Source organism: Lentzea sp. NPDC004782, assembly GCF_040609115.1.
Lineage (GTDB): Bacteria > Actinomycetota > Actinomycetes > Mycobacteriales > Pseudonocardiaceae > Lentzea.
The window spans coordinates 65,630-85,325 of sequence record NZ_JBEXJN010000001.1 but is presented as its reverse complement, the minus strand read 5'-3'; the positions used below and the strand labels follow the sequence as shown (position 1 = coordinate 85,325).

The following is a 19,696-nucleotide window of genomic DNA, read 5'->3' as shown; positions in this document are numbered from 1 at the left end:
GAGTGCACGCGGGGAGCTTTCGTTCGCTCCTGGCGCACGCAAGGGCCCCGCGTGCGGTCAGTGCAGCAGGTTCTGGGGAACGCGGGGGCCCCGCGTTCCCTCAGGCCAGCAGGTGGCGGGGGAGGCGGATGGTGAAGGTGGTGGAGCCGGGGTGGCTGGTGAGGGTGATGGTGCCGCCGTGGGCCTGCACCAGGGACTGCACGACCGCGAGGCCCAGGCCGCTGCCGCCGCGCTGGCGGGTGCGTGAGTTGTCGACGCGGTAGAACCGGTCGAAGATCCGGGCCTGGTCGGCCTCCGGGATGCCGGGGCCCGTGTCGCTCACCTTGATCACCGCTTCGCCGTCTTCGGCCGTGACCTGCAACGACACCGCGGTGCCCGCCGGGGTGTGCACGGCCGCGTTGGTCAGCAGGTTGTCGAGCACCTGCCGCAACCGAGTCGCGTCCGCGCGCATGGACACCGTGTCCGCGTCGACCTCCAACGAGTGCGATGGACGGGCCGCGCGGAACGCGTCGGCGGCCGCCTCGGCGATCACCGCCAGGTCCAGCTCCTCCGGCCGCAGCGGTGGTTCGGACTCGGCGGAGTCGAGGCGTGCCAGCAACAACAGGTCGTCAAGCAGCACGCTCATCCGGGACGCCTCGGACCGCAGCTTCTCCAGGTGCTTCTCGCGTTCGCCCGGCTCGTTGGCCGCCGCGTACCGGAAGAGGTCCGCGTAGCCGCGCAACGACGTGAGCGGCGTGCGCAGCTCGTGAGACGCGTCGGCGATGAACCGCCGCAGCCGTTGCTCTGCGGCCGTGCGGGCGGCCAAAGAAGAGTCGATGTGCGCGAGCATCTTGTTGAACGCCTCGCGCAGCTCGTCGACCTCGACGCCGCCTCCGTTGCCGTCCACGCGCACGGTGAGGTCGGCCGAGTCGGTCAGGTCGTGCGAGGAGATGTGGTGGGCGGTGTCGGCCATGTCCGACAGCGGCCGCAGGCCCCTGCGCAGCAGCGCCTGACCGCCCACGACCAGCGTGACCAGCGCGGCGAGGAACGCGATCACGCTGACCGTGATCAGCTGGGACATCGTGCTTTCCGTGTCGGCCAGCGGTGCGGCGCTGACCAGCACGAGCTCGTTCGCCTTGATCGGGCACGCGCGCAGCCGGAACTTGCCCTGCTCGCCCAGGTAGGCGGTGTCGAAGTTGTCGTCGGTCAGCGATCTCTTCGCGAGCGCGTCGAACTTCGTCCGGTCGGAGGGCTGCTGGCCGCCGGGAAGAGCGCGCAGTTCGCCGTTCTGCATCTTGTAGACGACGGCGAACCAGTCGGGCGGGAGCTTGGTGACCGTCTCGTCGTACTCGACGTCGTGGGCGGCGCTGGTCTGGCTGATCGCCATCTGGTCGTCGAGGCGCTTGTCGAGGAACGTCCTCATCGACGTGACCATGACCGCGCCGACGATCGCGAACACCGCGAGCGCCAGCGCGCCGAGGCCGAGCGCGAGCCGCGTGCCGAGGCGCAGTTGCCGCCCTCTCATTCCGCGGCTCGGCGGAGCACGTACCCCACGCCGCGCACGGTGTGGATCAACGGCTCGCGGCCGTCGTCGAGCTTGCGGCGCAGGTGGGAGATGACCAGTTCGACCACGTTGGACCGGCCGCCGAAGTCGTACTCCCACACGTGGTCGAGGATCTGCGCCTTCGTGAGCACGGCGGGCGATCGGCGCATCAGGTACCGCAGCAGCTCGTACTCGGTCGGCGTCAGCGTCACGAGCTTGCCGCCGCGACGCACCTCGCGGGTGTCCTCGTCCATCACGAGGTCGGCGACCTTCAGCACCGAACGCTTCCACGACGGACCGGTCGAGCGGCGCAGCACCGCCCGCAACCGGGCCATCAGCTCTTCGACGGAGAACGGCTTCACGAGGTAGTCGTCGCCGCCGCGGGTGAGTCCCGCCACACGGTCGGCGGTGCCGTCGCGGGCGGTCAGGAACACCACGGGCACCATCGCGCCGGCCGCGCGCATTCGATCAAGAACGGTGAATCCGTCCAGGTCAGGCAGCATGAGGTCGAGCACGACGATGTCCGGCTGGAACTCGGCGGCCTCTCTCAAGGCCTCTTCACCGTTGAGCGCGGTCGCGGCCTGCCAGCCCTCGTACCGGGCGACCGTCGCGACCAGGTCAGCGATGTGCGGCTCGTCGTCGACGACGAGCAATCGAACCGAGTTCCCCTTGTCCACGTGCTCATGGTGCGTCACCTGGTGCTCCACCCGCCTGATCGACAGGAAGTCGACAGCCCGGGCAAAGGGGAGCCACAGCTCGCACACGAAGGATCGAGACCGAACGAGACCGCCGACCGAGGAGCCCGCCGTGACGACCACCCTGCAGCACCCCGTGCGACCGGCTCCGGCCGGCCGTGCGACGCCGCACAAGGTGCTGGCCAAAGCCGGCCTCTACGTGTTCCTGCTGGCCAACGCGGCGTTCGTGACCTACCTGTTCAACGCGGCCGGCGTCGGGTCGAACAAGCTGGTCAACTTCGGCCGCCTGACCGGCCTGTACGGCGCGCTCGCCATGGCGTTCCAGCTGCTGCTGGTCGCGCGGCTGCCGTGGCTCGACCGCCGGCTCGGGATGGACAAGCTCACCTCGTGGCACCGCTGGGTCGGCTTCACGATCTTCTGGATGCTGATCGGCCACCTGACCTTCATCGCGTTCGGCAACGCCGGTTCCGACGGCCCGATCGCCGAGATCATCAGGCAGGCCACCGAGCTCGAAGGCATCCTCCGCGCGCTGGTGGCGTGGACGATCATCATGGTCGTCGGCGTGGTCTCGGCTCGCTTCGCACGGCGCAAGCTGGCCTACGAGACGTGGCACTTCATCCACCTGTACACCTACATCGCGATCTTCCTCGCGTTCACGCACCAGGTCGCGGTCGGCAGCACGTTCCGCAAGTCCGCGCTGGCGACCGGCTACTGGTGGGGGCTCTGGGCGTTCGCGATCGGGGCTGTCGTGATCGGACGGGTGGTGCTCCCGCTCTGGCGCAACCAGCGTCACCAGTTCCGGGTCGCCGCGGTGGTGCCGGAGGCGCACAACGTCGTCTCCGTCTACATCGAGGGCAAGGACCTGGACCGGTTGGGCGCCAAGGCCGGTCAGTTCTTCCTCTGGCGCTTCCTCACCAAGGACCGCTGGTGGCAGGCCAACCCGTTCTCGCTGTCCGCGGCACCCAACGGCAAGTACCTGCGGCTCACCGCGAAGGCACTGGGCGAGGGCAGCGCCGACATCCGCAACGTCGAGGTCGGCACCCGTGTGTTCGCCGAGGGTCCGTACGGTGCCTTCACGACCATGCACCAGACCAAGCCGAATGCGCTGCTCGTCGCGGGCGGGGTCGGTGTCACGCCGATCCGCGCGCTGCTGGAGGAGATCCAGGGCCACGTCGTGGTGCTGTACCGGGTCACCGACCCGCGGGAGGCCGTGCTGCTGCGCGAGCTCGAAGGGCTGGCGCGGGCCAAGGGCGCGGTGCTGCGCCTGGTCACCGGTTCCTCGAAGACCGTCACCGCGAACGGCCCGTTGCTCGGACCGGAGAACATCGCCGCGCTGGTGCCGGACGTGCAGGACCGCGACGTGTTCATCTGCGGCCCGAACGGCATGACCGACGCCGTGGTGCGCAGCCTGTCCGAACTGGGAGTGCCTGACAACCAGGTCCACGCCGAGCGCTTCGCGCTGGCCAACTGAGAGGGTTCGACGACGTGAAGAGGGCGATTCCCGTACTGGCGCTGAGCGTGGCCGGTCTCGTGCCCGTCTGGCTGTACTCGCCGGGCCCCGCGCACGAGGGCGAGATCAACGAGGCCGCCGCCGCTCCGGAAACCCAGCAGACCCAGACCACCACGGCGGCGCCGAAGGCGACCGGGTCGGCGCCGACCGCCCAGCAGCAGAAGCCACAGCAACAGTCGCAGACCAGGACCGTGGCCGGTCCGGCGGTGAACACCTCCGAAGGCACGGTCCAGGTGCAGGTCACGTTGCAGGGCAACAAGATCACCGACGTGAAGGCGTTGCGGGCGCCCAACAGCGAGCCGACCAGGACGGCGCTGCCGATCCTGAAGCAGGAGGCGCTCAAGGCGCAGAGCGCGGACATCGACACGGTGTCCGGCGCGACCGCGACCTCGCAGGGCTACAAGCAGTCGCTGCAGGCCGCGCTCGACGGGGCGCAGTAGGCATGTCGGTGCGGCGCGTCGAGCAGATCATGGGCCTGCCGATCTCGGTGGACCTGCGTGACGGTGACGACGCTCTGGCGGAACGGGTGTTCGCCTGGCTGCGTGAGGCGGACGAGCGGTTCTCGCCGTTCAAGCCGGACAGCGAGGTGTCCCGGTTGGACCGGGGTGAGCTCACCAGGGAAGAGCTCACCCCGGATCTGGTCGAGGTGCTCTCGTTGTGCGACTGGTACGAGGAGTCGACGGGCGGGGCGTTCACGGCACAGGTGCCGGGACGCGGGCTCGACCCGTGCGCGGTGGTGAAGGGCTGGGCCGTGCAGCGGGCCGCCGACCTCCTGCGCGAGGGCGGGGCGTCGGCGTTCTGCCTCAACGCCGGCGGCGACGTCGTCACCGCCGGCGAGCCCGAGCCGGGAAAGCCTTGGCGCGTGGGCGTTCGGCATCCCGATCTCGCCGACCAGCTGTGCGTCGTGCTCGGTGTGCGCGACGGAGCCGTTGCCACGTCAGCGTTGTACGAACGCGGGCAGCACATCCTGGACGGCCGTACCGGTCAGCCCGTCACCGGAATCCTGTCGGTCACGATTTTCGCCGAGGACCTCGCGATCGCCGACACCACTGCCACAGCAGCGTTTGCGCTGGGCAAGGAGGGGATCGAGTGGGCGGCGGCGCAGGAGGACTGCGAGATCTTCATCGTCGACGAAGATCGTCGCGTCTTCCGCAGCCCTGGACTTCCGGTACACATCTGTTAACATGCCCGCCCAACGGAGCTTGACTCCGGGGCACGGATTTCGTTGATCAAGAGCTGGATCGGAGCTCGCGCTCGGGGCAAGACCCGGCCTGCTGTCGACCAACTACTCGTGCGGAAGAGCCTGTCGGCGCGCGAATTCGGGAGCGCGCACCGGCAGGCTCTTTCTGTTCTCGAACCTCAGGCGTAGCGGTTCTCGTCGAACTCCAGGTTCACCGCGGAGCAGCCCAGGTCGCGGCCCACCGCGTCCAGGACGTCGACCAGTTCCAGGGCGCTCAGCCAGTCGCGAGGGAGGGCGTCGGTGCCGTGCAGTGCGCCCAGCACGTTGCCGGTCAAGGCCGCGGTGGCGTCACTGCCGCCGGAGTGGTTGGCGGCTGCGCGCATCGCGTCGACGAACTGCACCGGCTTCGGATGCGTCAGCACGGTGTAGACCGCGATCGCCAGCGCCTCGGGGCCGGTCCAGCCGCTGCCGAGCCGGTCGACGCGCACGGACGACTCGCCGTCGTGTTCCTCCGCCAGCACCACGGCGCGGGTCAGCACCGTCGCCGTGTAGGTGTCGTCGCGCAGCACCCGGCCGATGACCTGGTCGATCGCCTCGCGCAACGGCCTGCCCTTCACGGCGAGCAGGTGGATCAGCAGCGCCAGCGCGCCGCCGGACACCCAACCGCCGGTGCCGCCGTGGGTGAGCGCCGCGAACCGGCAGCCGAGGTCGTAGGCGATCGCCGCGGACGGCGCGAACCCGGCGGGCGCGGTGCGCGTGACGCCGTTGCAACCGGACGACTCGTTGTGCGGGTTCTCCGGCGTGGACGGCGTTTCCGCGGCCAGCGCGCGCAGGCACGTCAGTCCTGGCGACCGGCTCTCGTACAGCCGTTCGTCTGCGAGCAGGCCCACCGCACCCCGCTCCGGGCCCGGTTGCTGCTGGGTGATCAACCAGCGCCGGTAGCTGTGCCACACCATCTCCGACGGCTCCCACTCGCCGGTGCGTTTCCCGCGCACCCAGGCGCGCAGGTACCCGTCGGCGGTGAAGAGCGTCAGCTGGGTGTCGTCGGTGACCAGCGCGGGCTTCGGCGGTGCGAGCACACCCTCGGTGCCGTGTTCGCGCTGGATGTCGGCCCAGCCGAGGTACTGCACAGGTGCGCCGAGCGCATCACCGAGAGCGCCGCCGAGGAGGCACCCGGCGCCGCGGTCAACCACGGAGTTCCGATCTCGCGGCACAGTGGAACAGTAGCGTCCCGCGAACTTGAACCGCACTTGTATCTGCGTCCCGGGCTCGCACACCTGTTGAAGTGACAAGGTCAGCGGGCGCGAGGGAGGGGCATGCGGAGCAAGAACGGACTCGAGTTCGGCGTGCTCGGCCCACTCCAGGTGCTCGCGGACGGACGGCTCATCCAGCTGGGCCGCCGCGGCATGCGCGGACTGCTGGCCATGCTGGTCGTCGAGGCGAACCGACCCGTCTCGATCGACCAGATCGTCGACGCGCTGTGGACGGACTCGCCGCCGGCCACGGCACGGACGATCGTGCACGGCTACGTCTCCCGGCTGCGCAAGGTGCTGGAGGAGGCCGACTCGTCGGGCTCCGCGATCATCCGCACCACGCCGACCGGGTACCAGCTGGCCGTGGACCCGTGGCGCCTCGACCTGCACCGCGCCCGGCAGCTCGTGGCGTCCGCCCGCGGCAAGCCCGCCGCCATCAGGGCGGGCCTGCTGCGCGAGGCCCTGGGGCTGTGGCGCGGTCCGGTGCTCGCGGACGTGCCGGGCGACCCGATGACCTCCGACCTGGAGGAGCTGCGGCTGTCGGCGCTGGAGGAACGCATCGACGCCGAGCTCGAGCTCGGCCGCCACCTGGAGCTGGTGGGCGAGCTGCGCGGGCTGTGCACCGAGTACCCGTACCGGGAACGCCTGGTGGCGCACAGCATGCGGGCGCTCTACCGGTCCGGTCAGCGGGCCGACGCTCTTGAGGCCTATCAACGGTTCCAGCGCCGCGCGAGCGAGGAGCTGGGCATCGATCCCGGGCCGGAACTGCGGTTGCTGCAGGAACAGGTGCTGCGTGACGACCCGGCGTTGAGCTTGATCAGCCCGGTCGAGTCGCGGCCGGTCGCGCCACGCGCCGGGATCGTGGCGCCGGCGTTGCTGCCCGCTTCGGCGTCCCGGCTGTTCGGCCGTGACGACGACAGGGCTTGGCTGGACAACGTGTGCGCGGCCAGGAACCTGCTGGGGACCTGCGTCGCGGTGCTGACCGGCCCGCCCGGGGTGGGCAAGAGCGCGCTCGCGATCACCTGGGGGCACGAGAACGCCGAGATGTTCCCGCACGGCGTGCTGTTCGCGTCGCTGGGCGACACCGAACCGGGCGAGGTGCTGACGAGGTTCCTGGTGGCGCTGGGCGTACCCGCGGACGGCGTGCCGGTCGCGCTGGAGGACCGCGTCGGGCTCTACCGGTCGTTGCTGAACCGCCGTCGCGTGCTGGTGGTGCTGGACGACGCGACGGGCTTCGATCAGGTGCAACCGCTGCTGCCACCCGGTTCCGGCTCGGTGGTGCTGGTGACGTCGCGTTCGCACCTGGAACGGCTGGTCGTCACCAACAGCGCTCGGGTGCGCAAGCTCGGGCCGTTGGACGACGACGCCGCGCGTGCGCTGGTGGACGACGTGCTGGGCAGGCCGCTGTCGTCGGAGGACCCGGCGGCGGCGCGCAAGCTCGCCGAACTGTGCGGCGGTCTGCCGCTCGCGTTGCGGGTGGCCGCGGCGAAGCTCGTGATCAGTCCGGAGTGGACGGTCGAGGAGCTGGTGGGCGAGCTGGCCGACGACGGGCACCGGCTGCGTGGCTTGGACCTACCTGAGGCAGGCGTGGGGGTGTCGCGGGCACTGGACCTGTCGACCCGCGACCTGCCGTCCGAGCTGGCCGAGGTCTTCAAGGCCGTCGGGCTGGCGCCCGGCCGGTTCATGTCGTCGCACGCCGTCGCCGCCCTGACCCGGATCCGGGTCGAGTCCGCACGCGCCCGGCTGGCCCAGCTCGTCGAGGTGAACCTGCTGGTCGAGCCGTGGCCGGACGGGTTCACGATGCACGAGCTGGTGCGCCTGTACGTGCGCGGAGCCGGCCGTCCGGACCTGGACTCGTTGCGGCGCCTCGTGAACTACTACCTCGTCAGCTGCGACCACGTCCGTCGCGCCATCCGACCGGCGCGGGACGGCCTGGACTTCGCGCTGGGAGACAACGGTTCCACGGCGCTGCCGGTGTTCCGCGACCCGATCGCCTGGTTCGACCGGGAGTGGCCGAACATCGTGGCGGTGGTGCACGCGGTCGCCGAAGCGGGCCTGCACGACCAGGTGTGGCAGCTGGTTCGGCTGTTGCACCCGTACGCGACCGTGCGCGCGCTCACCGGGGAGTGGGTCGCGCTGGTCGGGTTCGGCCTGGCCGCGGCCGAGGTGACGGGGAGCCGCCTCGGCCAGGTCCTGATGCTGGACACGGCCTACACGACGAACGCCCGGCTGGGACGACCGGTCCTGCTGCCGGACGCTCGCCGCGCGCACCGGCTCGCGACCGAGCTGGGCGAGCGCCAGTACCTGGTGCTGACGCTCGCCCAGCTCGCCGACGTGCTGTTCCGCTTGGAGCAGCACGACGAGGCGTTGCTGCACTTCTGGGAGTCGGTGCAGCTCGCGCAGCAGTCCGGTGACGTCGTCGGCGAGGGCCACGGGCTGAACAACGTGGCGCAGGTCGAACAGGCGCGCGGCCGGATCGACGTCGCCTTGCAGCACCAGGCGCACGCCGTCGAGGTGTACCGGCGTTCCGGCGACCAGGTGGCGTTGATCCGCGGCCTGGCGAACCTGGCGGAACTCCACCTGGAGGCCGGTTCGCTGGACGAGGCGGAGTCGTTGGCGCGTCAGGTGGTCGACCTGGCCGCCGTCGCCGAGGTGACGTACCTGGAGGGTTTTGGCCGGCAGGTGCTCGGCGGTGTACTGCTCCGGCGGGCCGAATGGGTTGCTGCCGCAGCGGAATTGACGGAGGCGCTGCGCCTGTACGCGCAGGTCAACTCGGCCCGCGCGGTCGAGGTGCGGGCTGCTTTGGACTCACTGTCGTCGGAGGTTTAGCGGGCGTTTAGTCGTCTGGTCCCAAAAAATGGGATGTTGGAGGTGCAGGCCGCCGATTGGGGGATTACCGAGGGGGTAAGGCGCGCCTGCGGTGAAGAGGCCCGACCGGCATTCGGGGGAGAGTGCCGGTCGGGCCGCTTGGTCCTACCGGTAGTTCTCCCCGGTGCACCGGGCCACCGGCAGCAGCTCCGGCCGCTTCGGCGCCAGACCGTCCCCCATCGACTCGCCCCGCAGCTGCCTGCCGATCCACGGCACGACGTGCTCGCGGGCCCACTTCAGGTCGGCTTTCCGCTGCGTGACCCAGTCGGTCTGCTCCAGCACGGGCCACGGTGCGCTCCACGAGTGGTCGTCCGTCAGTCCCAGCACCTCGGCCGTTTTGAGCGCAACTCGTTGGTGGCCCTCAGGAGAGAGGTGCAGGCGGTCCTCGCTCCACGCGCGGCGGTCGTGCAGGACGTGCATCGACCAGAGGTCGACCATGCGGCAGTGGTAGCGCTCGGCGATCGACCACAGGTGCGAGTTGTAGATCGCGATCTTGCCGCGCAGGCTCCTGAGGAGCGGCGTCGACCGAGTGTCGAAGCCGGTGAAGATGACGACGTCGCAGCCGGCTGCGCGGAGGTCGGCCACCGCCACCTCGTAGACCTCGGCCAGTGCGTCCGGGTCGCTGTTCGGGACCATGATGTCGTTGCCGCCACCGCAGAACGTGACGAGGTCCGGTTTGAGGGAGATCGCCAGCGGCACCTGCTCGTCGATGATCTCCTGCAGCATCTTGCCCCGGATCGCGAGGTTGGCGTACCTGAAGTCAGGTGCCATCCGGGCCATCAGCTCCGCCAGCCGGTCCGCCCAGCCGACGTAGGTGTCCCCTGGGCCTGGGTCGTCCATGCCCTCGGTGAAGCTGTCCCCCAGGGACACGAGACTGTTCCATCGCAGCAGCACAACATCCCCCTATCTCGCGCGACTTGCGGCCTTCGCATCGCGGTTGCCCGCGGCTCCCGATCGTGGGCGACTGATTAGCATGCACAACCAACCGCTGGTTACGCCACCGTCGGTTACGCAATCGTAGGTTTTGTCGCTGTGGGTGACGATTCTTTACCACTCGATCGAGCGAAGCTCGAGGCTCGTCCAGGGTGATCGCGGGGATTCGGCGCGACCGGTCGCTAGCTTCTGGTGCGTGCGTTCTCGGGTGCCGCTGCCTTCTGTTTCGCTTGGTGTCGCGCTGGTCACGCTCGGAGTGCTGGCCGGGGTGGCCATGTCCGCCGGAGTCGTGCCGGTTCCCGTGACGTCCGGTCCAGAACCTGAGGTGGCTCAGGAGGGTGGCGATCAGCCGCCCATGGAGTTCTCGCCGACCACCTCGTCGTCTGCGGTTCGGGTGGTGCGAGGGCGGCCGTCCGGCGTTTCCGGCGTTTCCGGGGCTTCTGCGGTTCGGGTCACGCCGCCTCCGCATTCGAATCCGGTGGTTGCGCCGGAGAGGGCGGAGCCTTCCGCCAGCGTCGTCGAGACGACCGCGGTGCCGTCGGTCTCGGTGCCCAGCCTGTCGTCCGAGCCGTTGGTCAGTTCTTCTTCCGAAGCACCGGTTCCGTAGGGGCGTGGGACCTTTCCGAGGGGGAGCACCGCCGCCGATCAGCTCCCCCTCGGAAAGGGGTGGGACCACTGCTCGGGACGCCGCCGCCGATCTGCCCCGAGCAGTGGGCTTGGGACCGTCTCAGGGGGCGCCGCCGCCGATCTACCCCCTGAGACGGGGTCTGGTCAGCCGCTGGCTGCTACGTCCAGTGCGGCTGTGGGGAGGTGTTCGTCGTAGGCCGAGCGCAGCCTCAGCTCCGCGCCCGGCGAGGCTCCGATGTGGTCCAGGCCCAGGAGCGCGGCGCCCACCACGGGCGGGACGTCCACCACTCGAACTTGGGCCAGAGGGGCGGCTTCCGTGATCTGTTGGCGCACAGGGCCGACGACCACGTCGCCGGTGTTGGTCAGGACGCCACCGCCCAGCACCACGTCGACGGGCTCGTCCATCAGGTCGAGCTTGCGCATCGAGACGGTGGCGAGGAGGACGATCTCCTCGATCAGCCGGTCGATTTGGGCGAGGGCGACGGAGTCACCGCGGGCCGCCACCTCGAAGACGAGCGGGCACAGGGCGTGCGGATCCAGTTCGATCTCCTCGAAGTGGATCTTTTCGACCACTTTGAGGATGGAGGTTTCGCCGTAGTGGGCGAGGAGGGCCGGGAGGAGCTCGGTGGGCTTGCCCCGGCCGTCTTCCGCGCGGACCGCGTGCCACAGCGCGTCGTTGCCGAGCTGGCCGCCGCCGCCCCAGTCGCCGGAGATGGCGCCCAGCGCGGGGAAGCGGTGGGTGCGGCCGTCCCGGGCCACGCCCACCGCGTTGATGCCCGCGCCGCAGACGACCGCGATGCCCCCTGCGGCGGCGGTGCCCGCGCGGAGCAGGGCGAAGGTGTCGTTGCCCACGAAGGTCGTGCTGGACCAGCCTCGCTCGGAGATCGCTCGCGTCAGGTCCTCCTCCTCGCGGGGCAGGTCCGCTCCCGCGAGGTAGGCGGAGGTGTGCGAGGCGATCGGCTCGTTCGGGGACAGTCCCGCCTGCGCTGCGGCCTCGCGTGCCAGTCCCTCGAACACGTCGAGCCCGTGCTTCATGCCCACGGTCTGCGGCGGCGCGCCGGGGCCGCGCACCTGCGCGAGCACCTTGCCGTCCGCGTCGACCAGCAGCACCGCGGTCTTGCTGTTCCCGCCGTCGATCGCGAGCACCCGGTCCGTCATCGGTGTCAGGCTCCCTTCACCCACGGCAGCAGGTCGCGGTTCTGCGCGATCAGCTCGTCGGCCAGCTGGTCCGCGACGGCCTGCTGGCCGATCAACGGGTGGGCGAGCAGTGCGTTGGCCACTCGGTCGCGGCCGCCGTGGACCGCGGCCTCCAGGGCCAGGTACTCGTAGGCCGTCACGTGCGAGATCAGGCCCGAGATGGTGGGCTCGACCGGGCGCACCGGCAGCGGGACACCGCCCTTGGCGTCCACTGTGGACGACACCTCGATGACGGCGTCGTCCGGCAGGAACGGCAGGGTGCCGTTGTTCTGGACGTTCACCACGTGCTTCTCGGCGCCGGCGCCGCCCGTCAGTGCGTGCACGAGCTGCACCGCGGCCTCGGAGTAGTAGGCGCCACCGCGCTGCGAGAGCTGCTCCGGCTTCGTCACGACCGACGGGTCGCCGTAGATGTCCAGCAGCTCCTTTTCCACCGTGGCCACGACCTCGGCGCGCGGCGGTTCCTTGAGCTGCTTCTTCACGACCACGTCGTGGTTGTAGAAGTAGTTCAGGTAGTACGAGGGGACCATGTTCAGGCGCTGCATGAGGGCGGCGTCGATGCCGATGTGCTCGGCGAGGCCTTCCGCGTGCTGCGAGAGGAGCTCCGGCAGGCGGTCGACGCCGTCGACGTGCACGCCGCGTTCCCACGTCAGGTGGTTCAGGCCGACGTGCTCAAGCTCCACAGTGGACGGATCGACGCCGAGCAGGCGGGAGGTCCAGCGCTGGAACGTGATCGCCACGTTGCACAGGCCGATCGCCTTGTGGCCGTGCTGCAGCAGAGCCCGCGTCACGATGCCGACCGGGTTCGTGAAGTTCACGATCCAGGTGTTCTCGCCGGCGATCGCACGGACCTTGTCCGCGATGTCCAGGACGACCGGCACGGTCCGCAGGGCCTTGGCGAGGCCACCCGCGCCGGTCGTCTCCTGGCCGACGCACCCGCAGGTCAGCGGGAACGTCTCGTCGGAAGCACGGGCCGCCTGGCCGCCCACCCGCAGCTGGAGCAGCACCGCCGAGGCGCCCTCGACACCCTGTTCCAGCGACGTGGTGGTGCGCACCTTCGCCGGGTGCCCGGCGTGTTGCAGCAGCCGGCGGCAGAACGGGCCGATGATCGACAGACGGTGCTCGTCCGGGTCGACGAGGACGATCTCGTCCACCGCGAGGCTGGTGCGACGGCCCGCAATGCCGTCGATCAGCTCCGGTGTGTAGGTGGACCCGCCACCGACGACGGTCAGTTTCATCCCTTGACTCCTGTGAAGGTGATGCCCTTGACGAACGACTTCTGGGCGAAGATGAAGAGGATGATCGCCGGGATCATCGTCAGGAACGTCACCGCCATTGCTGAGTTCCACTGCACGATGTGCATGCCCTTGAACGTCGCCAGTGCCAGCGACAACGTCCACTGCTCCTTCACCTCGCCGGTGTAGAGCAACGGGCCGAAGTAGTCGTTCCAGGTGAAGAGGAAGCAGAACAGCGCCGTGGCGGCGATGCCGGGCTTGGCCATCGGCACGATGATCCGCACCAGTGCCTGGAACTCCGAGCAGCCGTCCACCCTCGCAGCGTCCACATAGGACTGAGGGATGGTCAGCATGAACTGACGCAGCAAGAAGATGCTGAACGCGTCGAACAAGAAGTAAGGAGCGATCAACGGCACCAGCGTGCCGGTCAGACCGAGCGACGACCACGTGTCGTACAGCGGCACCGCCACGACCTGCGGCGGCAGCATCATCGCGCCGATCACCAGCAGGAAGGCCACGTTCCGCCCGCGCCACTTGAGCTTCGCGAGCGCGTAGGCCGCCGGGATCGACGAGATCAGCATGCCCGCGGTGGCGAGCAGCGAGTACGTGAGGCTGTTGAACAGGTACTGGAACAGCGGGGCCTTGTTGAAGACCTCGATGAAGTTCTCCCAGTGCCATTCCCGCGGCCACAGGTCCGAGGTGAACGCCTGGTTGTCCGACATCACCGCGGTGAGGAACACGAACAGCACGGGCGTCGCGAACATCAGGCCCAGGACGAGACCGATCGCGTGCGTGGCGACCCAGGTGAGGATTCCCCTGGTGTCACGGGGTTTCTTCGGCTGTTCCGGCTCGGTGGAGACGTCCACCGGTGGCTTGGTGAGCGTGGCGGTCATGCTCCCGGGCCCCCTTCCTCAGCGGCGGAGCCCTTGCGCATCCGCTGCACCAGCACGATCGTCACGGCGAACGAGATGACGAACAGGACGGTCGCCATCGCGGCGGCGTAGCCCATGTCGAAGTACCGGAAGCCTTGCGTGTACAGGTAAACCGGGAACGTCAGCGTCGAGTTGTCCGGGAACCCGAGGTACTTGGTCGACCCCGTGGAGTCCGCCGAACCCGAGCCCGCCGACCCCGCGACGACGGCCTGGGTGAACAGCTGCAGGGCGAGGATCACCGAGTTCACGATGCCGAAGAGCAGCACCGGGGAGATCGTCGGCAGCGTGACGTGCCACCACCGGCGGACCGGGCCGGCGCCGTCGAGCTCGGCCGCCTCGTACTGCTCCTGCGGCACGTCGAGGATCGCCGCCAGGATGATGATCATCAGGTCGCCGGAGATCCACAGCATGATCGCGGTGATGCCGGGCTTGGCCCACGACGGGTCGGAGAACCACAGCGGTGAGTCGAGACCGAACCAGCCGAGCAACGTGGCGAACGGGCCGCCGTTGGGGCGCAGCACCATGAAGAACACGAGCGTCGCGGCCACCGGCGGTGCCAGCGACGGGAGGTAGCAGAGCGTGCGGATCAGGCCCACACCGGATTTGAGACGTGCGATGACGGACGCCACGCCCAGCGCGAACACGGTCCGCGCGAAGGTCAGCACGACGACGAACCACAGCGTGTTCTGGATCGCCTTGATGAACAAGGGGTCCTTGAACATGAACGTGTAGTTGTCGAGGCCGGTGAACTCCGGGGCGTTGATCAGGTCGTACTTCGTGAACGAGAAGACGACCGTGGCGACCAGCGGATAGCCGAAGAACAGGACGAAGCCGATGGTGGCCGGGGCCATGAACCCGAGCACGGTGAGACGGTTGCGGGCACGTGCCCGCCCCCTGCCGGGGGCGGGACGGGCGCCGAGCGTGGCGGTCATCGTGAGATCCCCTACTTGCCGCTCTTGGCGACCTGGTCGTCGATGTTCTTGTCGACTTCCTTGAGGCCTGCCGCCAGGTCCGGGACCTTGCCGGAGGTGTAGGACACCGCGAAGTCGGTCATGGCCTTGATGTGCGCGTCACCGATCGGGGTGACCGGGTTGCCCTTGAGCTTGTCGCTCTTGGCCAGGTCGATGAACGTCTTGAACTGCTCGTCGACGTCCAGCTTCGGGCTGTCCATCGCGGCCTTGGTGCTCGGCACGTTCTTGATGGCGTTGGACAGGTCGACGATCGTGTCGGTGTCGAACGACAGGTGCTTGATCAGCTCCCACGCGGCGCCGGGGTGCTTGGCGCCCTTGGGAATGCCCATGATCGTGCCGGTGGTGAAGGCGGTGCCGTAGTCGGCGGGCTTCCAGGTCGGGAACGGGGCCGTGCCGAACTTGATCTGCGGCGCCTGGGCCTTGAGGAAGGCGGTGCGGTACTCGCCGTCCATCATGATCGCGATCTTGCCCTGGTGGAACGCGTGGTCGGCCGAGTACTCCTGACCGAGACCGGCGCGGAAGCGCTCCAGCGCCTCGTAGCCGTAGAAGTCCACGAGCTTCTTCTGGAACGTCATCATCTCGGTGAAGCCGGGCGAGGTGGAGAGCGCCGACTTGCCGTCCGGGGTCGTCCACTCGGCACCGAACGTCGGTCCCAGGATGGTCGGGCGGTTGGCGTAGAAGCCCATGGTGGGCAGGTAACCCGCGACCTCGATATCGCCGTTCGGGGCCTTCTTGGTCAGCTTCTTGGTGTCCTCGAACAGCTCGTCCAGCGTCTTCGGCGGGGCCGGGATCCCGGCCGTCGTCAGCATGTCCGTGTTGTAGTACATGGCGTAGACGTCGGTGAGCATGGGCATCGCGCAGCGGTTGCCCTTGTACTCGGTGTACTCGCGCACGGCCGGGGTGATCTGGTTGAGGTCGACCTTGTCGCGATCGATGTACGGCTTCAGCGGCTGGAACGCGCCGGAGGAGCAGAACTGACCGATGTTGTCGGTGGTGAACGACAGCGCGACGTCAGGCGTGTTGCCCGACCGGATGCCCGCGGTGATCTTGTCGTCGTCCTGCGAGCCCTCGTGCTTGATCTCGATGTTCGGGAACTTCTTGTTGAACGTCTTGAGGGCCTTGGTGACCTCTTCGTACTCGCGGTCGGCGTAGTTGCTCCAGACCGTGAGGGTGAGCTTGTCGTCCTTGCCAGGAGCAGCTGCGGCATCGGAATTCGCGCCGCCACCCTTGCCCGCCGCACATGCGGTGAGGGTCAGCGCTGTAGCCATTCCTGCGGCGACACAGAGCAAGGCAGCACGGGTGTGCTTGCGCATGTGCACTCCTTCTCGATCAACGTGGGGACCCGGCGACCACAGGGCCGCGGAATGGAGCCGTGGTGGCTGCCGGCAGGCCGAACACCTGTTCGCGTGCCACGGCCAGGGCCGAGTGCAGTGCGCCGCTGCGCACCGGTTTCCCGGTCACCAGAGCCAGCTGGACAGGGGTCCTCGGCACCACCAGTTGCCGCAGTTCCGCGGCAACGAGATCGTTCAGCGTGGTTCCGCCTGCCTGGGCGATGTCGCCGGACAGGAGGATGAGTTCCGGGTCGAGCACCGCGACGACGCTGGCCACGCCCGTGGCGATGCGCCTGGCGAGATCGACCATGAACTCCCGGCCCGCCGGCCCCGCGGCCAACGCCTTGCGCACGGCCCCGTGGCCGTTGCGCGCGGCGAGCCCGTGGGCCCTGGCGAGCTTGCAGATCGATGCGTTGCTGAGCAGCTCACCGAACGTGCCGCCGGAGCGGTCGGTGTCGGTGTCGGCCGATGCGCGGTCGGGGATCATCAGCCCGTCGATCTCGCCCGCGCCACCGGAGGCGCCGCGCAGCAGCACCCCGTTGATCACGACGGCGGCACCGACGAGGTCCGCGGGCCAGATGACGACGAAGTTGCGCACCTCGGTGGCCCGTCCGGCGACCATCTCCTCCAGCGCGACGAGGTTGACGTCGTTCTCGACGCTCACCGAGGTCGCGAGCTGCTCGGACAACCGGCCGGGCAGGTCGAAACCGCTCCAGCCGGGCAGGTGAGGTGCGTAGGCGAGCTCGCCGTTCGCGGGGTTCACCGCTCCGGGACAACCCACCACGACGTGCAGCAGCTGGTCGGACTGCAGGCCTGCCTGCCCGCACGCCTTGCCGACCGCGCTCACGAACGCCTCGAGCACACCGTGCTTGGCGGGCATCGGCGCCTTGTGCTCGGTGAGCACGGTGCCGGAGATGTCCGCGATCGCGATGTCGACCGTCTCCGGGGTGAGGTCGACGGCCGCGATGTGCGCGAGGGCCCCGTTGACCGACCACAGCTGGGCACGCGGCCCGCGTCCACCGCCGCGCAGCCCGTTGCGGACCACGGTGTCGGCGGTTTCCAGCCGGGTGAGCAGCTGTGCGGTCGCCGGCTTGGAAAGACCGATCAGGCCTTCCAACTCCGACCTGGTCAGCGGCCCGTTGCGCAGCAAAGCCTCGATGGCTGCGCGGTCGTTGATCTCCCGCAGCAGTCGTGGGCTTCCGGCACGCATTAGGTCCGCTCCTGTCTGTTAACTTTCCAGACGATTTCGTGGAGACGGTAGTGACCTGGTTCACCGGGGTCAATCCCCGATATGGGTCCGTTACCTGACTTAGGTTCACCTAAGGCACCCTGGAACCATGACGGACGTGCGCCAGGAGTCGCTCGCATCACTGCTCGGAGGCCGGGGCGGCGCGCTCGACGCCTCGCTGCCGCCACTGGCGTTCGTCGCGGGCTGGCTGCTGTGGAGCCACTCCGTCGGCGCCGGTGCCGTCGCCGCCGTGCTGTGCGGCGTGGTGATCGGCGTGGTCCGCTTCGTGCGCGGCGAGAAACCGCGCGCGGTCGTGCTGTCCGTGCTGCTGGTGGTGGCGGCTTCGCTGGTCGCTTTGTACACCGGGCGCGTCGAGGACTTCTTCCTCATCCAGCTGCTGTCCAACGTGGCCTCGGCCCTGGCGTGGGCGGGCTCGATCGCGGTGCGCTGGCCGTTGCTCGGCGTGGTGGTGGGGACGCTGTTGGGGCAGAAGACGCGGTGGCGGCGAGATCCTGCCCTTTTGCGCGCCTATTCAGTCGCATCGTGGGCCTGGGTCGGTCAGTACGTGCTGCGTGTTGCCGTGTTCACGCCATTGTGGCTTGATGCGCAGATCTTCTGGCTGGCCGGTTTGCGGGTCATGTTGTCGTGGCCGTTGCAGATCGTCTGTGTCCTGGTGTCGGGGTGGCTGTTGCGGCAGGCGTTGCCCGCCGGTCACCCCGGCTTCCGGCACCCGCAGTTGCCGGAGTCCGCCGCTTAGTGCAGGGGCGGGTCCTCCTGCTGTGGCTTCTGCTGTTGCTGCTGGAGCCGCTGCAGCGCCAGGTACTCCTGTCGCCGGCGCTCAAGGGTCTTCTGGTGGCTGCGGCCCAGCACGATCACCACGGTGAAGGAGATGAGCGAGAACACGAGGACGAGGCCGATCGGGCCCATTGGACCGAGGAGCTCGAAGGGGCCGGAATCTGGGCCCCACTCCGCCGCTGGAAGGTGGATCACCGCTGACCATGACACATCCGGATGCGCCCTTGTGGACAGACGCGACGAGTCGTGTGTGATCTGTGACGCCTAGCGCTTCTTGGCAGGTGGTGCCGGATAGGCCTCGATGAAGTCCTGGACCTCCATCGCCTTCAGGAAGGCCTTGATCACGAAGCGGTGCAGCAGGTAGAGGAACACGATCGAGGCGACGCCGAGAAGTGCGACTCCGGCCGGATCCACCACCCCGCCGCGCGCGTAGAACTGCTCCTGCATCCTCGCTGAACCGATGACGAGCGAGAGCGTCATCCCGGACAGCATGACCAGCGGCATGAGCAGGAACGCGCCGACGATCGCGAGGATGTAGGGACGACTGTCGGTGCGGATAGGTTCCTTTCGCCGCAAGTCCGGATAAACGCGAGTAGCGGCGTTCCAACTCAGCCTTGCGAACGGGTCTTCCACCAGTTCGACAGCCGCGGACCGGGCCCGCACTGCGGTGAGCGCGGCCTCGCCCACTCGTGCGGTCACCGGTATCAGCAGCTCTCGCGCGGTTCCGACGACGTGCAGTGCGGGGCCGGGTGTCACCTCGAACTCACGGGTGTTCGGAACGACCCAGTTCGAGAACACGTGCACCTGACAGACCGTCTTCTGCCCGACCTCCATCAACTCGATCGACCTGAGAGACGTCCACGGCACAGCGATCACGTCACGAGAACGTTTGCGCCGCGACGCCAGGCTGTCCAGGACCAGCCGGTCAGCCCTGACGCACAAGCGAGCCTTGAGTCCCCTGGTGGGAAACGGGATTTCCAGTTTCGAGGAGATCAGCCCGGCAGTGACGGGCCGGGTCAGGACGAGCCGCGCCGCCTCGCCCACCAACCAGCACGCCACGACGAGACCGACGCCGATGGCCAGTGCGATCGGCGTGTTCCGCTCGCCCGCGATGAAGAAGCAGGTGAAGACGGAGACGAAGAGGCCGGGGAAGGCGGCCCATCGGGCCCAGATCGGCCACATCGTCGTGCGGCGCCAGTGCCAGCCCAGCCCAATGGCGATGATCAGCCAGATGGCGCTGCTGCCGAGCACGAGTTCGAGCACGGTATGAGCGGACGGATTGCGACGTCCTGCGAGCTTGGCGTCCCAGTCGTCGAGGCTCGGGTAGGCGGCGAAGGGGATGAACGCGGCCAGGGCGACCAGCATCAGCCCGACTGCCCTACGTGCCAGGACTTCGATCACAGGTCGCCTTCCAAACCGCGC

18 protein-coding genes are annotated in these 19,696 nt (G+C 68.8%); 5 read left to right on the top strand and 13 right to left on the bottom strand.

Annotated features, from left to right (window positions below):
- Positions 1-100: 100 nt before the first annotated feature.
- Together ABZV40_RS00420 and ABZV40_RS00415 are read right to left on the bottom strand one after the other, a co-directional pair.
- Complete coding sequence (locus ABZV40_RS00420) at positions 101-1,504, bottom strand: HAMP domain-containing sensor histidine kinase (RefSeq protein ID WP_355433674.1); 1,404 nt, start codon at positions 1,502-1,504, stop codon at positions 101-103.
- On the bottom strand, positions 1,501-2,199 hold the full coding sequence (locus ABZV40_RS00415) for a response regulator transcription factor (RefSeq protein ID WP_355434093.1): 699 nt from the start codon (positions 2,197-2,199) through the stop codon (positions 1,501-1,503). Before ABZV40_RS00415 ends, ABZV40_RS00420 begins: the two co-directional genes overlap by 4 nt.
- A gap of 130 nt (positions 2,200-2,329) precedes the next feature.
- Here ABZV40_RS00415 and ABZV40_RS00410 point away from each other — a divergent pair, with 130 nt between their 5' ends.
- The 3 genes from ABZV40_RS00410 to ABZV40_RS00400 are packed head-to-tail and all read left to right on the top strand — an operon-like array spanning position 2,330 to position 4,910.
- A complete protein-coding gene (locus tag ABZV40_RS00410; RefSeq protein ID WP_355433672.1) occupies positions 2,330-3,688 on the top strand; it encodes a ferredoxin reductase family protein in 1,359 nt (452 codons plus the stop codon).
- 14 nt (positions 3,689-3,702) lie between these two features.
- Positions 3,703-4,167 (top strand): FMN-binding protein, encoded by a 465-nt coding sequence (locus tag ABZV40_RS00405; RefSeq protein ID WP_355433670.1) that lies wholly within the window; start codon positions 3,703-3,705, stop codon positions 4,165-4,167.
- Between the two features lie 2 nt (positions 4,168-4,169).
- The gene (locus tag ABZV40_RS00400; RefSeq protein WP_355433668.1) at positions 4,170-4,910 is read left to right on the top strand and encodes an FAD:protein FMN transferase; all 741 of its coding nucleotides are present in this window, start codon (positions 4,170-4,172) and stop codon (positions 4,908-4,910) included.
- A 176-nt stretch (positions 4,911-5,086) separates the two neighbouring features.
- On the opposite strand, the gene ABZV40_RS00395 is transcribed toward ABZV40_RS00400, so the two are convergent.
- Entirely contained in the window at positions 5,087-6,121 is a 1,035-nt protein-coding gene (locus ABZV40_RS00395) for an ADP-ribosylglycohydrolase family protein (RefSeq protein WP_355433666.1), read from the bottom strand.
- Positions 6,122-6,223: 102 nt separating this feature from the next.
- On the opposite strand from ABZV40_RS00395, the gene ABZV40_RS00390 reads away from it, so the two are divergent.
- On the top strand, positions 6,224-8,989 hold the full coding sequence (locus tag ABZV40_RS00390) for a BTAD domain-containing putative transcriptional regulator (RefSeq protein WP_355433664.1): 2,766 nt from the start codon (positions 6,224-6,226) through the stop codon (positions 8,987-8,989).
- A gap of 144 nt (positions 8,990-9,133) precedes the next feature.
- Here the strand turns inward: ABZV40_RS00390 and ABZV40_RS00385 are convergent, their stop codons facing one another.
- The 8 genes from ABZV40_RS00385 to ABZV40_RS00350 all read right to left on the bottom strand — a co-directional run bounded on the left by ABZV40_RS00385 (position 9,134) and on the right by ABZV40_RS00350 (position 17,461).
- Complete coding sequence (locus tag ABZV40_RS00385; RefSeq protein WP_355434091.1) at positions 9,134-9,919, bottom strand: SGNH/GDSL hydrolase family protein; 786 nt, start codon at positions 9,917-9,919, stop codon at positions 9,134-9,136.
- A 387-nt stretch (positions 9,920-10,306) separates the two neighbouring features.
- A complete protein-coding gene (locus ABZV40_RS00380) occupies positions 10,307-10,597 on the bottom strand; it encodes a hypothetical protein (protein WP_355433662.1) in 291 nt (96 codons plus the stop codon).
- Positions 10,598-10,732: 135 nt separating this feature from the next.
- On the bottom strand, positions 10,733-11,746 hold the full coding sequence (locus ABZV40_RS00375; RefSeq protein ID WP_355433660.1) for a BadF/BadG/BcrA/BcrD ATPase family protein: 1,014 nt from the start codon (positions 11,744-11,746) through the stop codon (positions 10,733-10,735).
- 5 nt (positions 11,747-11,751) lie between these two features.
- The gene (locus ABZV40_RS00370; protein WP_355433658.1) at positions 11,752-13,020 is read right to left on the bottom strand and encodes a 6-phospho-beta-glucosidase; all 1,269 of its coding nucleotides are present in this window, start codon (positions 13,018-13,020) and stop codon (positions 11,752-11,754) included.
- Positions 13,017-13,910 carry a carbohydrate ABC transporter permease gene (locus tag ABZV40_RS00365; protein ID WP_355433656.1) on the bottom strand — a complete coding sequence of 298 codons (894 nt, stop codon included), beginning with the start codon at positions 13,908-13,910 and terminating at the stop codon, positions 13,017-13,019. Before ABZV40_RS00365 ends, ABZV40_RS00370 begins: the two co-directional genes overlap by 4 nt.
- A complete protein-coding gene (locus ABZV40_RS00360) occupies positions 13,907-14,881 on the bottom strand; it encodes a sugar ABC transporter permease (RefSeq protein ID WP_355433654.1) in 975 nt (324 codons plus the stop codon). Before ABZV40_RS00360 ends, ABZV40_RS00365 begins: the two co-directional genes overlap by 4 nt.
- Positions 14,882-14,892: 11 nt before the next feature.
- On the bottom strand, positions 14,893-16,233 hold the full coding sequence (locus ABZV40_RS00355; RefSeq protein ID WP_355433652.1) for an ABC transporter substrate-binding protein: 1,341 nt from the start codon (positions 16,231-16,233) through the stop codon (positions 14,893-14,895).
- 16 nt (positions 16,234-16,249) lie between these two features.
- Positions 16,250-17,461 (bottom strand): ROK family protein, encoded by a 1,212-nt coding sequence (locus tag ABZV40_RS00350; protein ID WP_355433650.1) that lies wholly within the window; start codon positions 17,459-17,461, stop codon positions 16,250-16,252.
- Between the two features lie 127 nt (positions 17,462-17,588).
- On the opposite strand from ABZV40_RS00350, the gene ABZV40_RS00345 reads away from it, so the two are divergent.
- A complete protein-coding gene (locus ABZV40_RS00345; RefSeq protein ID WP_355433648.1) occupies positions 17,589-18,236 on the top strand; it encodes a DUF3159 domain-containing protein in 648 nt (215 codons plus the stop codon).
- Here the strand turns inward: ABZV40_RS00345 and ABZV40_RS00340 are convergent.
- On the bottom strand, positions 18,233-18,406 hold the full coding sequence (locus ABZV40_RS00340; RefSeq protein WP_355433646.1) for a hypothetical protein: 174 nt from the start codon (positions 18,404-18,406) through the stop codon (positions 18,233-18,235). The genes ABZV40_RS00345 and ABZV40_RS00340 overlap by 4 nt on opposite strands.
- A gap of 132 nt (positions 18,407-18,538) precedes the next feature.
- On the bottom strand, positions 18,539-19,639 hold the full coding sequence (locus ABZV40_RS00335) for a hypothetical protein (protein WP_355433644.1): 1,101 nt from the start codon (positions 19,637-19,639) through the stop codon (positions 18,539-18,541).
- Positions 19,640-19,696: the final 57 nt, after the last annotated feature.

What these genes read in the sequence shown, in the direction of transcription:
- ABZV40_RS00420 (WP_355433674.1), bottom strand. Translation starts at nt 1,504, where the DNA reads ATGAGAGGGCGGCAACTGCGCCTCGGCACGCGGCTCGCGCTCGGCCTC.
- ABZV40_RS00400 (WP_355433668.1), top strand. Translation starts at nt 4,170, where the DNA reads ATGTCGGTGCGGCGCGTCGAGCAGATCATGGGCCTGCCGATCTCGGTG.
- ABZV40_RS00390 (WP_355433664.1), top strand. Translation starts at nt 6,224, where the DNA reads ATGCGGAGCAAGAACGGACTCGAGTTCGGCGTGCTCGGCCCACTCCAG.
- ABZV40_RS00375 (WP_355433660.1), bottom strand. Translation starts at nt 11,746, where the DNA reads ATGACGGACCGGGTGCTCGCGATCGACGGCGGGAACAGCAAGACCGCG.
- ABZV40_RS00370 (WP_355433658.1), bottom strand. Translation starts at nt 13,020, where the DNA reads ATGAAACTGACCGTCGTCGGTGGCGGGTCCACCTACACACCGGAGCTG.
- ABZV40_RS00365 (WP_355433656.1), bottom strand. Translation starts at nt 13,910, where the DNA reads ATGACCGCCACGCTCACCAAGCCACCGGTGGACGTCTCCACCGAGCCG.
- ABZV40_RS00360 (WP_355433654.1), bottom strand. Translation starts at nt 14,881, where the DNA reads ATGACCGCCACGCTCGGCGCCCGTCCCGCCCCCGGCAGGGGGCGGGCA.
- ABZV40_RS00355 (WP_355433652.1), bottom strand. Translation starts at nt 16,233, where the DNA reads ATGCGCAAGCACACCCGTGCTGCCTTGCTCTGTGTCGCCGCAGGAATG.
- ABZV40_RS00350 (WP_355433650.1), bottom strand. Translation starts at nt 17,461, where the DNA reads ATGCGTGCCGGAAGCCCACGACTGCTGCGGGAGATCAACGACCGCGCA.
- ABZV40_RS00345 (WP_355433648.1), top strand. Translation starts at nt 17,589, where the DNA reads ATGACGGACGTGCGCCAGGAGTCGCTCGCATCACTGCTCGGAGGCCGG.
- ABZV40_RS00340 (WP_355433646.1), bottom strand. Translation starts at nt 18,406, where the DNA reads ATGGGCCCGATCGGCCTCGTCCTCGTGTTCTCGCTCATCTCCTTCACC.
- ABZV40_RS00335 (WP_355433644.1), bottom strand. Translation starts at nt 19,639, where the DNA reads ATGCTGGTCGCCCTGGCCGCGTTCATCCCCTTCGCCGCCTACCCGAGC.